Here is a 14,642-nt window from a genome sequence, read left to right on the forward strand (position 1 = left end):
TTGCCAGTGCAAGAGGGTTCTTGCATACTGAGGACCCCCTTGATGCAAGAAGATTCTTGCGTTCTGGACGAGAGGCCCCACCCCCATGACCGGACTCTCTGGCCGCCTGCTCCGAACCGTCGCGGCGGCCTCGCTCGCCGCGTCGGCCCTCGTCGCCGCTCCGGCACCCGCTCGCGCGGACGTCGTCGTCTCGCCCAAGCAGCAGGGCTGGGTTCTCCGTGACGCCCAGGGCCGGGAAGTCACGATGCGGGGCTTCAACGTCTCGGGCAGCACCAAGCTCTACGAGAACGGCCTGCTGCCCTTCCGCAGCACCGCCGACGCCGTCAAGTCCGCCCAGGCGATGCGCGACTTGACCGGCGCGAACGTGGTCCGGTTCCTCATCAGCTGGGAGGGCGTCCAGCCCGCTCCCGACCGCATCGACTACGGCTACCTCGACAAGGCCATCGCCCAGATCAAGGTCTTCACCGACCGCGGCATCAACGTCCTTCTGGACTACCACCAGGACCTCTACTCGGCCCACCTGTTCAACCAGGGAAGCTGGTACACCGGCGACGGCGCGCCCAAATGGGTGATCCAGGCCGGCGGCTACCCCAAGGAGTCCTGCGGGATCTGCATCCTGTGGGGCCAGAACATGCAGACGAACGGCGCGGTGCGCCAGGCCATGTACGACTTCTGGCGCGACCGCGCTCTGACGACGCCGGCCGGGCAGGTCGGAGTGCAGAGCGCCTATCTGCAGCAGGCTGAGGCGACGATGGCCTATCTCAAGCAGAAGCTGCCGCGCGAGTCGTTCGACTCGGTCATCGGCATGGACCCGTTCAACGAGCCGTTCGACGGAGGGCTGGACGGCAAGAAGGGCGTCGACTGGGAGAAGACCTACCTGATGCCCTTCTACCAGCGCTTCCGCGCCGCGATGGACCGCGCGGGCTGGACGTCCAAGCCCGCGTTCGTCGAGCCCCTCGTCTTCTGGAACACCGGATTCTTCGAAGAGGGCGGCATGACCACGGTCGGTCAGCTCGGTGGGCGGATGGTCTTCAACAGCCACTACTACGACGGCGCGCGCATCGCGATCGACCCCTCGCCCGCCACCGACGGCACCTACGCCGCGGCCATGAACGAGATCCGGCAGCGGTCCGCGTCGCTGGGGACCGCCCCGTTCGTCTCGGAGTTCGGGCACAAGCTGTCGGGCGGCGGGAGCGACCGGACGCCCTGGATGATCCGCTCCATGTACCAGTCGATGGACGCCGGTGTGGCCGGCAAGAACTGGTGGAGCACGCCCGCGTCCGGCGGCGACGTCCTGTCCTCCACCCAGTGGCACTGGGACACCTACAGCGGGCGCCATCACGAGCTGATGAACGGCAACCCCAGCAAGGTCAAGACCGAGGGCGACGCCTGGAACGACGAGGATCACTCCGTCGTCGCCACCGATGACGCGGGCAACGTCAAACTGCGTCTCGACCAGCGTGTCCTCGACCGCCTCTACCCCTCGGGCGTCAGCGGCGACACACTTGCGTTCGCCTACGAGGATCTGGCCCGTTCCGGTTACGGAGGCTCGGGCAACCAGCAGCCCTGGCTGATCGCCCCTTCCTCGATGCCGGACCTCTCCGCGTTGGTGCAGAACCGCCAGTACGGCGTGCTGGTCTGGCGGAGCGGATCCTCTGCCGCCCCCACCGAACTGCACCTCCCGCAGTCCTTCGTCCCGGCCGCCACCACGATCGTCAGCGATCTCTCCACCGTGACGGGCGTGCCCGGCTCCGGTGCCGTCGCGGCGGTGCCCGAACCCGGCTCCACCACGGCGAAGCGGCTGAGGCTCACCGCCCCCGCCTCCTCGGGCGTCCACGTCGCGCTCGTGGTCAACACCGGCACCGGGACCGCGCCCACCCCGGCCCAGCTCACCGCGGCCCGCACCCAGCTCACCGCCTGGCTGACCCAGAAGTTCCCCGCCTCCTGACCGCGGCGGAGGGAAGATCGCGGGAATTGTTGTGAACGACTTCTTTGTTGGCGTATGGTCCTTTCCGCGCGCGAATTCCCCGGTCCGCCCGCGTGGGGAACGGTGAATTCGGCTCGAAGGTGGCTGGCCGTGGATATTGGCTGACCGGCAGTAGTCATAAATACGGGGAGCGCTCACTCGGCTGCGCTTTGTAGGAATTGCTTAATCCGCTCGTGTTTCGGTGAGTGATGTTCCAGGCTGCCCGGATACTTATGCCCTTCGACTACTCAGCCAGGTGAGTGTCGGCCGGGCGGAATTTGGCGGCGGGGACGTGTCCGGTAGCGGTGAGAGTCATCGATCATCGCATGCAGATCTTGGGATCCGACAGATTTCCGCTCCCGTTGCGAAGGGGTCCTGATGCGACTTCGATCGATTCTGCTGGCCACTGCGTTCGGTCTTGGCGCCGATGCCGTCTGGCGAAGAACGCGGGCGGCCAGACTACGGCCGCTGCCGTCCTCCGGCGGTCCCGTCGCCGACGAGCACTGCTTCGTCACCGCCGCCGGGGTCGTGCTCGACGAGGAGACGCGCCGGGCGGCCAGCACGTACGCCACCGGCCAGCGGCTGGACGTGCTGGACCTCGTCCCCGCCGGTCTCGACTGCGCGCGCGCCCTGGAACTCGCCCGGCGCGTGGAGCCCGACACCTACCGCGCGGCCCGGCTCGCGCGCGGCGTCGGCGGCGGGCACGCGATGCTCGTGACCGCGGACGTCGCGGAGCGCGCCAAGATCACCCGGTTCGCCGGCCTGGACGCGGCCGAGATGGAGGAGCTCGCCGTCCGGCTCAAGACCTACGCGCCCGTCGGCACCGACTTGGCCGTGGCCGGGCGGATCGCTCCGGTCGGCTGCTCGGCCGCGGAGCGCCGCACGATCCTGCGCGGCCGCTGGCCGAGCGACCTGCCCGAGTATCTGTCCGGCAACCTCCTCGGGCTGGCCGTGCTGAGCACGGGCGTCGCCTGGGCGCTCGCGAGCCGCCGCAAGGGTGACGCCGCGGCCGCGGCGGCGGTGCTCGTCGCCACCTGCGCGCAGCCGGTCCTCGCGACGGCCGGTACCCCGCTCCGCCCGCACGACCTGGCCGGGTTCTCGCTCCTGCGCCCGGTGACGGCGCTGGTCCGCTGGGTCCGGGTCGCCGCCCAGCGCGAGGAGCCCGACCCCGAGATGCCCCGCCTCCGCCGCCAGTACGCGGCCGAGCTGGCGGAGAAGGCCGACACCTTCGTCGAGCCGCGCCGCACGGACTGCCCGTGGTGCGGCGGCACGGACCTGCGCCGGCTCGTCACCAGCGGCGACCACCAGCATCACCGCCCCGGCGTCTTCATCCTCGACAAGTGCCGCGACTGCGGGCACGTCTTCCAGAACCCCCGGCTGAGCTCGGCCGGCCTGGAGTTCCACTACCGCGACTTCTACGACGGGCCCGGCGGCCCGGAGGTCGAGCGCGGATTCCGGCTGGCGGCCCCGCACTACCGGGACCGGGCCCGGATGGTCCGCGGCCACACCGAGCCCGAGGCGTGGCTGGACGTCGGCGGCGGTCACGGTCATTTCTGCAACGCCGCCCGCGACGTCTGGCCGCAGACGCGCTTCGACGCCCTCGACATGAGCGTGAGCATCAAGGAGGCCGAGGAGCGCGGCTGGATCGACGGCGGTCACCTGGGCTTCTTCCCCGACCTGGCCGACAAGCTGGCCGGCGCGTACGACGTGGTCAGCATGCACCACTACCTGGAGCACACCGTCGACCCGTACGCGGAGCTGGACGCGGCCGCCACGGTGCTGGCGCCGGGCGGGCACCTGCTCATCGAGGTCCCCGACCCGGAATGGATCGTCGGCCGCGTCGCCGGGCGCTGGTGGCACGCCTGGTTCCAGCCGCAGCACCTGAACTTCGTCCCGCTGGGCAATCTCGTCGACGCCCTGGCGGACCGCGGCCTGGAGACCGTCGCCGTCGAGCGCGGACCGGCGCACCAGCCGGTGGACTTCCTCATGATCGTGATGATGCTGGCGCACCGGCTCGTCCCCGATCCCGCCAAGCCGTGGCGGACGGAGCGGCACCCCCGGTTGCGGCGCGCCCTGCGGGCCGGCGTCTACCTGGCCGCGGGACCCGCCATGTTCGTGGGCGCCTCCGCGGACCAGTTGCTGGCGCCGCTGATCAAGCGCGGGCCGCGGTCCAACACCTACCGGGTGCTGGCCCGGCGGGTGCCCGCCGAGGGAGACCAGGACGCGACGGCATCCGCTTTGCGTGCCGGCTGATGAGTCGCCGCTCCGGCCTTGTCTGAGGCTCGCTAGGAAAACGCCGAGCGGGAGCAGACCCTGGGGGCCGGTTCACGGAGATCGGGGGACCAGTCAAGACCGGGGGACGAGCTTCTGGGAGGACTGTGTGGTTCCGCGCGTTGTCAGGACCGCCGAGAGCGTTCCGCTGTCGCGGGTGTCGCCCGATCTGGCCGTTCCCTTGCGGCCTTACCTGGAGACCGCCGCGGCGGAGATCATCCATGAGATCCAGCGGCAGGTGCCCGAGTACGCGCGCCCCAGGGAGAGCCGGTACGGCCAGCGGATGCGCTGGGCGGCCGAGCAGAGCGTGGGCGCGTTCATCGAGGCCATCGGCCGGGCCGACCCGCCATGGGAGTCCGTGGCCGACATCTTCGCGGGCATCGGCACCTACGAGGCGCGCAAGGGCCGCAGCCTGGAGGGCCTGCAGACGTCGATCCGCGTCGGCGGGCAGGTCGCCTGCCGCCGGTTCATCAAGGACGCGCGGCGGCTGGACTGGCCGCTGGAGACGCTCGGGCAGATCACCGAGTCGCTGTTCGTGTTCCTGGAGAAGATCGCCAGCGCCGCGGGCCACGGCTACGCCCGCGCCGAGCAGGCCATGGCCACCGAGCGGGAGCGGACCCGGCACCGGCTGCGGGACCTGCTGATCATGGAGCCGCACGCGAGCATGGAGGCGATCAACGAGCTGGCCCGCGGGACCGGCTGGGAGGTGCCGCGCTCCCTGGCGATCGTGGCGATCCGCCGGACGGACTCGCGGCCGGTGCCGGTGCTGTCGCCGCAGATCCTGGCGGACTGGCACGGCGCCGACCCGTACCTGATCGTGCCCGATCCCGAGGGGCCCGGCCAGGAACGCCTGCTCGCCTCGCTCGCGCGCGACCAGATGGCGGCGATCGGCCCGACGGTGGCCGTCACTCGGGCCGGCATGTCGCTGCGGTGGGCGCGGCACACGCTCGCGCTGGTCGAACGCGGGGTGTTCCCCGCCAAGGAGCCGATCCGCTGCGTCGACCACATCCCCACGCTGGCCGGCGCGATGTGCGAGGAGCTGATCGACGTGGCGGTGCGCACCCGGCTGGCGCCGCTGCTCGAACTGCCGCCCCAGCGCCGGGAGCCGCTCGCGCGGACCCTGCTGGTCTACATGGAGAACAGGGACAACGCCGTGGCGGCGGCCGAGAAGCTGCTGGTGCACGAGCAGACCGTCCGCTACCGGATCCGGCGGCTGGAGGAGATCCTCGGCGATCTGCCGTTCGACTCCGCCCATCGAACGGAACTGATGCTCCTGCTCCATTCGTGGGTGCGGATCAGCCCGCCCGAGGTCACCGGTCTCACCACCGGGACACGGCAGGACGACGACCCCTTCACCGACGTGGCCGCGGGATAGGCGGCCCGTTCCCGACGGAGGAAGAATGGCTGAGAGGTTCTTTCCGTAATGACCGACGGGTCATCGGCCATGACCGTGCACGAGGTCGCCGAACAACTGCGGGCCGACCCGGGCGCCTGCACCGCGGAAATCGTCCGTGAGATCCAGCGTGTGGTGCCCGAGTACGCACGTCCGGCGGACAGCCCTTATGGCCGGAGACTGCACTGGCTGGTCAGAGAGACCGCGCGTTGTTTCTTCGATTCGCTGGCCCCGGCAGAGACGGACTGGCAGCGGCTCACCGGCATCTATGCGGCGACCGGAAAGTACGAGGCGCAGCAGGGCCGGGACATGGAGCAGCTGCACACGGCCATGCGCGTGGGCGGTCAGGTGGCGTGCCGCCGTTTCATCGAGGCCGCCAAGCGGCTCGACTGGCCGCTCCTGACGTTGGGGCAGCTGATCGAGTCGCTGTTCGTGCTGCTGGAGAAGCTCGCCGGCGCCGTCTCCCAGGGGTTCGCCGAGGCGAACGAGCGCATCGCGACCGAACGCGAACGTGTCCGCGGCCGGTTGTGCGAGCTGCTGGTCTCGGATCCGCCGGCGAGCCGCGAGGCGCTCGCCGACCTGGCCGCCGCCGCGGGGTGGCCGGTGCCGCCCGCCATCGCGGTGGTCGCCGTGCGGAGCCCGGCCGAACGGGCGGCGCCCGCGCTCCCGGCCACGGTCCTGGCCGAATGGTACGGCCCCGAGCCCTTCCTGGTGGTGCCCGCGCCGGCCGCCGAGGAGGTCCTGGACGCGCTGGGCGAGGGAGTGCGGGCGGCGATCGGGCCCGCCGTGCCGCCGGACCGGGGCGCGGTCTCGTTCCGGTGGGCGCGGCGGACGCTGGCGCTCGTCGACCGTGAAGTGATCGCCGAGCGCGACGTCACGCGCTGCATGGACCACGTCGCCGCGCACGTCGTCTCCCTCAGCGAGGAGCTGCTGACGATCGCGGTGGAGGCGCGGCTCGGCGCGCTGGGCGACCTGCCGCCACGCCAGCGGGTCGTGTTCGCGCGCACGCTGCTGGAGTACATGAAGTGCCGGGACAACGCCGTCGACACGGCCGAACGGCTGACGGTGCACGACCAGACCGTCCGGTACCGGATCCGTCGGCTCAAGGAGCTGATGGGCGACGCGATCCACGATCCGGAACACCGGACGGAACTCCTCCTCGTCCTGTATGCAGGAGTGGAATTCGGCCTCATCCCGGCCGGGCCCGCGCGCGATCTCGAATTGCCGCCGACGACATAGAAGCCAGGACGTAGAAGCCGGGGCCCAGAAGTCGGGTTGGCGTTTTCCTTCCGGCCGCGGACGCTATGTGGTTCCCGCAAAGAGAAGCGGCGCGACTTTGTGCGGAGGGCCATAGGTGGCGCCGCCCCTGCTTCGTACCTTGCGACGGGTGGTCCTGTCCGCTCCCTGATCGGAGGAACGCACCTCATGAAACGACTGTTGGGGTTGCTGGCCGCCGTGGTCCTGCTGTTCGGGATGATCCCGGCGGCGTCCGCCGCGGCCGCGCCCGGTGCGCCACCTGCCAAGGCCGCTCGGCATGCCAAGGCCGCTCAGCGCCCGATGATTTTCGTGCACGGGTTCTTCGGCTCCGGCAGCCAGTTCGAGACCCAGGCCAAACGGTTCGCGAGCAACGGCTACCCGGCGAGCCACGTCGAGTTCCTGGAGTACGACTCGACGTTCGCCAACAACACGACCGAGCAGGTCAACACCGCCCTCGACGAGCGCATCGCCCGGCTGAAGGCGGCCACCGGCGCCGACCAGGTCGACCTGCTGGGGCACTCGCTCGGCACGAAGATCTCCCAGGACTACTTGAACAGCTCGGCGGCACGGGCGCAGAACGTCGCGCACTACGTCAACATCGACGGCGGCGCCGCGACCGCCCTGCCCGGCGGCGTCCCCACCATGGCGATCTGGGGAGAGGGCGGCCAGAGCCGCACGATCACCGGCGCGACCAACGTCTACCAGATCAACGAGTCGCACGTGGAGACGACGTCCTCCGTCGCCACGTTCAAGGCCGTCTACAAGTTCTTCACCGGCGAGGACCCGCGGACCACCGACGTCGTCCCCGAGTCCGGGCAGATCAAGCTGGCGGGCCGGGCGGTCCTGTTCCCCTACAACGTGGGCGTCACCAACGCGCGGCTCGACGTGTTCGCGCTGAACCCGGCCACCGGGCGCCGCACCGGCCTGCAGCCCGTCGCGACGTACCAGCTCTCCGGGGACGGCTCGTTCGGCCCGTTCAACGGCAGCGGCACGGCCCACTACGAGTTCCTCATCACCAGGCCCGGTTCCACGCAGGTGCACCACCTGTACTACCAGCCGTTCCGCCGCACCGACCTGGGCATCCGGCTGCTCAGCAGCGAGCCGGGGAGCCTGGTGGACTGGCTCATCGAGCGCAACCAGCGGCACGTCGCCCTGCTCGCCTACCGCAACAAGGAATGGTGGGGCGACCAGGGCGCCGGCAGCGACACCCTCACCATGAACGGCACGGGAGTGCTCAACGCGACCACCGCTCCCCGCGGCAAGCGTGCGATCGGGCTCTTCGCCTACGACTGGAAGTCCGATCGTGTCACCGACACCTCGGCGTCGATCGGGCTGTTCCCGGCGATCCCGTTCATGAGCGGCGTCGACATCTTCCTGCCCGCCTCGAACCTGCCGATCGGCGCGGTGACGATGGAGACGCGGCAGCGGGGCGGCAACGGCCAGACCGCCCGGATCGTCGTGCCGAACTGGCCGTCGGACGCCCATACCGTCACCGTGTTCTTCGACGACTTCACATAGGCCGTCCGGCTTCCATAAGGAACGCCGCCACCTCGGTCGGGTGGCGGCCGTTCCGCTGCCACGAAACGCCGCCACAATCCATCACCTGGCTGAGTAGGCGGGCCGCGGAAGTTTAGCGATAACCGCGTTTTCGGGGCTTTTCAAAGGGCCGACCATCACAGCACCCAATCGCGGCCGGATATGTCCGCCGCGAGAACCCGCCCCTGGAAAGGCCCCCATGCGTTTCTCCCCCCGCGTCGTCACCGGACGGCGACTCACCGCCAAGCTCGCCATCGTGACGTGCGTCGCCGCCGGCGGCGGCATCGTCGTCTCGGCCGCTCCCGCCTCGGCGGCCGCCCCGTGCACCGACCTCGACGTGGTCAGCGCCCGCGGCACCGGAGAGCCCGGGACCCTCGGCTGGATCGTCGGCGACCCCGTCTTCTCCGCGCTCAAGAGCACGATCCGGGGCAAGACCTTCACCAGCTACCCGGTCAACTACCCGGCCAGCGTGATCCCCGGCTCCGCCTCGCAGGGCAACACCGACCTCGTCAACCACGTCACGGCCCAGGCCGCGTCCTGCCCGAACCAGAAGTTCATCCTCGTCGGCTACTCCCAGGGCGCCAACGTGGTGGACAACTCCATCGGGATCAGCAGCGACGGCGCCCTCGTCGGCGGTCCGATCACCAAGACGATCCCCGCCTCGATCCAGCCCCGCGTCGCCGCGCTCCTGCTGTTCGGCAACCCGATCCGGGCCATCGGACGGCGCGTCACCGGCACCTACCAGAGCCGCACGCTCGACCTCTGCGCGGACGGCGACCCCATCTGCGGCGGGGGCGCCAACATCCTCGCGCACCTGAGCTACGGCGGTAACGCCAACCAGGCCGCCACCTTCGCCGCCGGCAAGGTGTGACCGGCAAGCCGTAACCGGCAGGCGTCATCGGCAGGGCGTCTCGGTTTCCCGGCGACGGGAGCCCGAGGCGCCCTGCCGCATGGTTCAAAGGGCCGTGAAAGGGGCATGGAGGTCGTCCGGACCTCGAAGGAGCACCCGTGGACGGTAACGGCTCGTCCCAGCGGCTCGGTCTCGTGCTGGGGGCCGGCGGCGAGGCGGGGGTCGCGTTCCACCGCGGCGTCCTGCGCGCCCTGGACGACCTCGGGCTGCGTCCCGCGAACGCCGAGGTCGTGGTCGGAACCTCGGCGGGCGCGGCCGTCGGGGCCGGTTTGCGGAAAGACGCCGCCGGCCCGGTGACGGCACCGCCCGGACGAGTGCCCCTCTCGCCCCGCGCCGAACTGCTGGACCTCGCCCGGCGCCCGCGGCAGGCCGTCAACGCGCTGCTGCTCCGGCCCGATGTTCGCCTGGGCGACCTGGATCTCGCCGAGATGGTCGGCCACTACCGCGCCGTGTACGGCTCGTCCTGGCCGGACGCGGCGCTGTGGGTGGTCGCGGTCCGCCGTTCCGACGGGCGGCGGGTCGCCTTCGGCCGCCCCGGCGCACCCCGGGCCGACGTCGCCGCGGCGGTCGCGGCCTCCTGCGCCGTGCCCGGGTACGTCAGCCCGGTGCGCATCGACGGGACGGCGTACGTGGACGGCGGCCTGCACTCGCCGACCAACGCCGACCTGCTCGCCGGTCACCCCCTGGATCTGGTGGTGGTCAGCTCGCCCATGTCGGCGGACCCGCGCACCACCGGACCGCGCCTCGACCTGCCGGTGCGGTGGCGGTTCCACCGATTCCTGCGGAACGAGCTGTGGACGTTGCGGGGCTCCGCCGGACGGGTCGTGATCATCGAGCCCGACCGGCCCACGTTGGGGGCGATGGGCTGGGCGATGCTCCGGAACTCTCGTTCCGCGGAGATCGAGAAGCACGCCCACGCGCACACCCTGCGGCGCCTGCGTGCGGCGAAGCCGTGACTGCAGATCTCTGATCGGGCTTCGGGATCAGACTTCGGCCGCTCGCGCCTCGGCCGCCGTCTCGGCCGCGGCCAAGAGCTCGTCGAACCCCCGCCGGATGCCCTCGGTGAGCACCTCGACGTCCGGCACGGTGTCGTAGTCGGCGTTGACGCCGAAGTGGAGATGGCCGAGGTAGGAGAAGATCCCCACCGAGACGCGCAGGTTGTTGCCGATCGGCACGAACGGATAGGCCTGGCACATCGGGCGGCCGAGCACGTACAGCGGGAACCGGGGGCCCGGAACGTTCGTGGTCACCGCCTGGACCAGCGACTGCGGCAGCCGGAACGCCGACCGCGACCCGAGCGCCAGCAGCGTCGGCGCGGCGAACCCCGCCAGCCCGGTGAGCGCCTCGGCGGCCAGGGCCTGCCGGGTGCGTTTGATCTCGTCCATCTGCCCGCGCACCAGCGCCAGACGGCGCAACGGAGCCGGCTCGTCGACCGGCAGGTTCACCAGGACGCCGGCCACCTTGTTGTTGAGCGTGCCGCGTTCCGCCGGGGCCCGGACCGATACCGGCACGAGCGAACGCACCACGCGCCCGTCGACCTGCTCGCCGCGTCCGGTGAGCAGGTCGCGGAAGCCGTGGGTCACCGCGGCCAGCACGACGTCGTTGACGCTGCCGCCCACGGCGCGGCGGATCCGCTTCACCTGGGCCAGTTCGGCCTCCGTCCACGCCCATCGGCGGTGCGGCCCGACCGGGCCGTTCAGCGAGCGCACCGGGGTGTCGGTGAGCCGGCGCAGCGTCCCGGGCAGGCCGCGGCCGAAGTCCCGCAGCCCGGTGAAGCCGCTGATGTTGCGGGCCACCGCCGGCACTCCCGCGACCTGCCGGGCCGGTTCGGTGACGGCGGCGCGCAGCCCGTCGGCCACCAGCGACAGGGCGGACGGCGCGGGCCGCGGCGACCACTCCCGCGGGGGCGGATGCTCGGCGTCGGCGGCGACGTCGAAGATCAGCGTCATCAGATCGGTCCCGGCGACGCCGTCCACCATGCAGTGATGGACCTTGGAGATGATGGCCCATCGGCCCTTCTCCAGGCCCTCGACCAGCCAGACCTCCCAGAGCGGCTTCGCACGGTCCAGCCGCTGGCCGAAGACCCGGCCCGCGAGGTTGCGCAGTTCCTCGGGCCCGCCCGGCCCGGGAACGGCCGTGTGCCGCACGTGGTAGAGGATCTGGAAGTGCTCGTCGTCGGCCCAGACCGGACGCCCGAAGCTCAGGGGGAGTGTCCGCACCCGCTGCCGGTAGCGCGGCACCTGGGGGAGCTTGGAGAGCAGCAGCCGGATCAGGTCACCGTAGGTCGGCGCCGGCCCCTCGAACACGGCCACCGAGCCCACGTGCATCGGCACGTTCTCCGACTCGACATGGAAGAAGCCTGCGTCCAGCGCGCTCATGCGTTCCATGGACCCTCGTCCCTTCGCAAGGCCGGGCCTACGGACTCCCCGCCCACAATGCAGACAAACCAGACACGGCCGGATATGGACGGTTGGGAGACGCCTCGGCCGCCGGGAAATACATCGGAGCGGCTCATCGGCAACTTCTGGACGTGGCCCTAGCCGCCATGCTGCTCCCGGCCGACGATGAGGAGATGGCGACAGGTTTCGTGGGGCGCGCCGTAGAACTCGGCCGGCTGGCCGAGGCCCTTCGAACGGCCGGATCCGGCGTGCCGTGCATCGTCCATGTCCACGGTGCGGCCGGGATCGGGAAGACCACTCTGGTGCGGCATTTCCTGGCCGCGCAGCAGGGTCTGGCCGTGCTGGAGGCCAGCGGCGACGAGAACGAGACCGAGCTCCCCTACGGGGTCTTGTCGCAGCTCACCGGGGAGGCCTGCCCTGCCGAGCGGGACGCGATCGCGGCAGGCGCCGGGCTGCTGGAACATCTGGGGCGTCTCCAGGATGACGGCCCCGTCGTGCTCGTCCTGGACGACGTCCAATGGGCGGACATGCTCTCGCTGAGCGCGGTGACCTTCGCACTGCGGCGGCTGCGCGCCGACCAGGTGCTCTCGATCGTGATCGCCCGCGACCGTGCCGAAGCCGCGCTCCCGAACGGGCTGCGCAGGCTGCTGCAGGACGACCGGACGGTGCGCCTGAGCCTCGGCGGCCTGTCCGCCGCCGACCTGCGCGCGTTCGGCGGACCGGCGCTCAGCGGCGCGGCGGCCGAGCGGCTGTGCGCGTTCACCGGCGGGAACGTCCTGCACGCCCGCGAGCTCATGGAGCGGCTGCCGGTCGGGGCGCTGAACGATCTGACCCGGCCGCTGCCCGCGCCGCACGGCTTCGCCGCGCTGATCCTGGCCCGCTTCGCCGCCTGCGGGACGCACACCCGCGACTTCGTCGGAGCGGCCAGCGTCCTCGCCACGCCCTGCCCCGTCGGCCGGATCGGCGCGCTCGCCGGCACCGAGCCCCTGGCCGCGTTCGAGGAGGCGGCCGGCGCGGGCCTGCTGGAGGAGAGGACCACCGAACTCGGCCTGTGCGCCGCGTTCCCGCACCCGCTGGTCCAGGTCGCGATCTACCAGGGGCTCGGCGTCGTGGCCCGGCACCGGTTCCACGCGCGCGCCACCGGCCAGGTCACCAGCGAGCTCGAACGCCTGCACCATCGCGTCCGGGCCGCCGCGGGCCCGAGCCCGGAGCTCGCGGACGACCTGGCCGCCTTCGCCAGGAAGGAACAGCGCACCGGTCAATGGTCGAGCGCGGGGACGCACTTCGTGCAGGCGGCCCGTCTGGTGGACGAGCCCGCGCGGAGGGCCGGGCTCATCGGCGAGGCGGTCGGCCCGCTCGTCCACGCGGGGCGGGTGGAGGAGGCGGCCGAATTGACGCGGACGTTGCCGCCCGAGTGCCCGCCGGAGGTGCGCTGCTTCGCGCAGGGCGTGCTCGCCCAGGTCGCCGGCCGATCGCTGCAGGCGACGAGGCTCCTGACGGAGGCCTGGGACCGTACCGACACCACGACCGATCCGGGACTGGCCGTCCGCACGGCGGAGCAACTGGCCATCCTCACCATGATGTCGTCGGATGCCGCCGAGGCCACCAAGTGGGCCGAGCGGGCACTGAGCGCTACCAGTGCGGGCCTCGATACCAGGATCGTCCGCAGCGTGCAGGTCCTGGCGCTCGCCGCCTTGGGTTTTCCGGAGAAGGCCCTGGAGACGACCGCGCATCTGCCGTCCGCCCAGACCGCCACCCCGGAGGGCCGGGATCTCCTCGTAGGCCGGGGCACCGTCCGCTCCTGGGCCGGTGACCTCGACGGAGCGATCGGTGATCTGGCCGGTCTGCTCCGGGGAGCCGACCGGCTGTCGGCCTTCCAGCGCGTGGTCGTGCACGCTCACCTGGGGCACGCCCTGCATCTGCGGGGCGAGTGGGACGACGCGGTGATCCATGGTGAGATCTCCACGATCCTCGCCGAGGAGGGCGATCAGGTCTGGATGGCCGGTGGTGCTCGCGGGCTGGCCGCCCTGGTCCCGGCGAAACGTGGCGAGTGGGCGACCGCCGAGCACCACGTCGCCGAAGGCCACCGGGCCGCCGGAGAGATCTTGGCGTCCCGGTTCTACGTCGCCGTCGCCGAGGGCTGGCTGAGCGCCTCGCGGGGCGATTCGGACCGTGTGCTCCGCGTTCTGCTTCCCATCCTCGACCTCGGGGCCCGAAACGGTATCGACGAACCGGGTTCGCTGGACTGGCGCGATCTGCTCAGCGACGCGCTGCTCTCCGCCGGAGAGATCGGAAAGGCCGAGCAGATCCTGGAGCCGTTCGAGCGCAGGGCCCTCGACCGTGGCCGCCATATGTCGCTGGTGCGCGTGTGGCGGGCCAAGGGCAACCTGCTCGCCGCGCGGCAGGACTTCTCTGGCGCCGCCGAGGCCTTCGAACGAGGCGTACGCGAGGCGCAGCGGTCCCCGGTTCCCTTCGACAAGGCGTGGCTCGACCTGGACTACGGGTGCTTCCTGCGGCGCCACGGATCGCGGAACGCGGCGGCCGAACGTCTGGAGACGGCGCAGCGGACGTTCGCCACGCTGCGCGCCTCGCCCTATCTCGAACGGTGCGGCCGTGAGCTCGCCGCGTGCGGCGGCGCGGCCGGTATGACAAGCCGCCCGTGGAACCTCACCGCGCGGGAACAGGCGGTGGCGAGGCTGGTGGCCACCGGAAAGAGCAACCAGCGGACGGCCAGGGAACTGATGCTCAGCGTCAAGACGATCGAGTACCACCTCGGTCACGTCTACGCCAAGCTCGGTGTCACCAACCGAGCCGAACTCGCCGCCCGCTTCGCCGCCGGTGGGCCGTAGGGAATTCCCCTGGTCGCTCCCCGGGGCGCACGGGGCTGATTCCCGAGGACCATGGGGCCAC

At 71.3% G+C, this 14,642-nt stretch carries 9 protein-coding genes; 8 read left to right on the plus strand and 1 reads right to left on the minus strand.

The window, feature by feature from the left end; genetic code table 11:
* Positions 1–85 precede the first annotated feature (85 nt).
* From ACGFNU_RS18485 to ACGFNU_RS18515, 7 genes are all read left to right on the plus strand, one after another.
* Positions 86–1,948, plus strand: a complete 1,863-nt coding sequence (locus tag ACGFNU_RS18485; protein ID WP_392595044.1) for a cellulase family glycosylhydrolase — start codon at positions 86–88, stop codon at positions 1,946–1,948.
* A gap of 396 nt (positions 1,949–2,344) precedes the next feature.
* Positions 2,345–4,219 carry a methyltransferase domain-containing protein gene (locus ACGFNU_RS18490; RefSeq protein WP_392595046.1) on the plus strand — a complete coding sequence of 625 codons (1,875 nt, stop codon included), beginning with the start codon at positions 2,345–2,347 and terminating at the stop codon, positions 4,217–4,219.
* 127 nt (positions 4,220–4,346) lie between these two features.
* Positions 4,347–5,612 carry a PucR family transcriptional regulator gene (locus ACGFNU_RS18495; protein ID WP_392595048.1) on the plus strand — a complete coding sequence of 422 codons (1,266 nt, stop codon included), beginning with the start codon at positions 4,347–4,349 and terminating at the stop codon, positions 5,610–5,612.
* Between the two features lie 48 nt (positions 5,613–5,660).
* The gene (locus tag ACGFNU_RS18500) at positions 5,661–6,869 is read left to right on the plus strand and encodes a helix-turn-helix domain-containing protein (protein WP_392595050.1); all 1,209 of its coding nucleotides are present in this window, start codon (positions 5,661–5,663) and stop codon (positions 6,867–6,869) included.
* A 186-nt stretch (positions 6,870–7,055) separates the two neighbouring features.
* Positions 7,056–8,405: an alpha/beta fold hydrolase gene (locus ACGFNU_RS18505; RefSeq protein ID WP_392595052.1), complete on the plus strand. Its 1,350-nt coding sequence runs from the start codon at positions 7,056–7,058 to the stop codon at positions 8,403–8,405.
* Between the two features lie 217 nt (positions 8,406–8,622).
* On the plus strand, positions 8,623–9,294 hold the full coding sequence (locus ACGFNU_RS18510; RefSeq protein ID WP_392595053.1) for a cutinase family protein: 672 nt from the start codon (positions 8,623–8,625) through the stop codon (positions 9,292–9,294).
* A 137-nt stretch (positions 9,295–9,431) separates the two neighbouring features.
* Positions 9,432–10,289, plus strand: coding sequence for a patatin-like phospholipase family protein (locus ACGFNU_RS18515; protein ID WP_392595055.1), 858 nt, complete (start codon positions 9,432–9,434; stop codon positions 10,287–10,289).
* Between the two features lie 27 nt (positions 10,290–10,316).
* On the opposite strand, the gene ACGFNU_RS18520 is transcribed toward ACGFNU_RS18515, so the two are convergent.
* Entirely contained in the window at positions 10,317–11,720 is a 1,404-nt protein-coding gene (locus ACGFNU_RS18520) for a wax ester/triacylglycerol synthase family O-acyltransferase (RefSeq protein ID WP_392595057.1), read from the minus strand.
* Positions 11,721–11,863: 143 nt separating this feature from the next.
* Here ACGFNU_RS18520 and ACGFNU_RS18525 point away from each other — a divergent pair, with 143 nt between their 5' ends.
* Positions 11,864–14,581: an AAA family ATPase gene (locus ACGFNU_RS18525; RefSeq protein WP_392595058.1), complete on the plus strand. Its 2,718-nt coding sequence runs from the start codon at positions 11,864–11,866 to the stop codon at positions 14,579–14,581.
* The last annotated feature ends 61 nt before the right edge of the window (positions 14,582–14,642 follow it).

The organism is Spirillospora sp. NPDC048911 (assembly GCF_043198015.1).
GTDB lineage: Bacteria > Actinomycetota > Actinomycetes > Streptosporangiales > Streptosporangiaceae > Spirillospora.

Bases quoted from the DNA above. Each gene is read 5' to 3' on its own strand.
- ACGFNU_RS18485 (WP_392595044.1), top strand. From the start codon at position 86: ATGACCGGACTCTCTGGCCGCCTGCTCCGAACCGTCGCGGCGGCCTCG.
- ACGFNU_RS18490 (WP_392595046.1), top strand. From the start codon at position 2,345: ATGCGACTTCGATCGATTCTGCTGGCCACTGCGTTCGGTCTTGGCGCC.
- ACGFNU_RS18500 (WP_392595050.1), top strand. From the start codon at position 5,661: ATGACCGACGGGTCATCGGCCATGACCGTGCACGAGGTCGCCGAACAA.
- ACGFNU_RS18505 (WP_392595052.1), top strand. From the start codon at position 7,056: ATGAAACGACTGTTGGGGTTGCTGGCCGCCGTGGTCCTGCTGTTCGGG.
- ACGFNU_RS18510 (WP_392595053.1), top strand. From the start codon at position 8,623: ATGCGTTTCTCCCCCCGCGTCGTCACCGGACGGCGACTCACCGCCAAG.
- ACGFNU_RS18520 (WP_392595057.1), bottom strand. From the start codon at position 11,720: ATGGAACGCATGAGCGCGCTGGACGCAGGCTTCTTCCATGTCGAGTCG.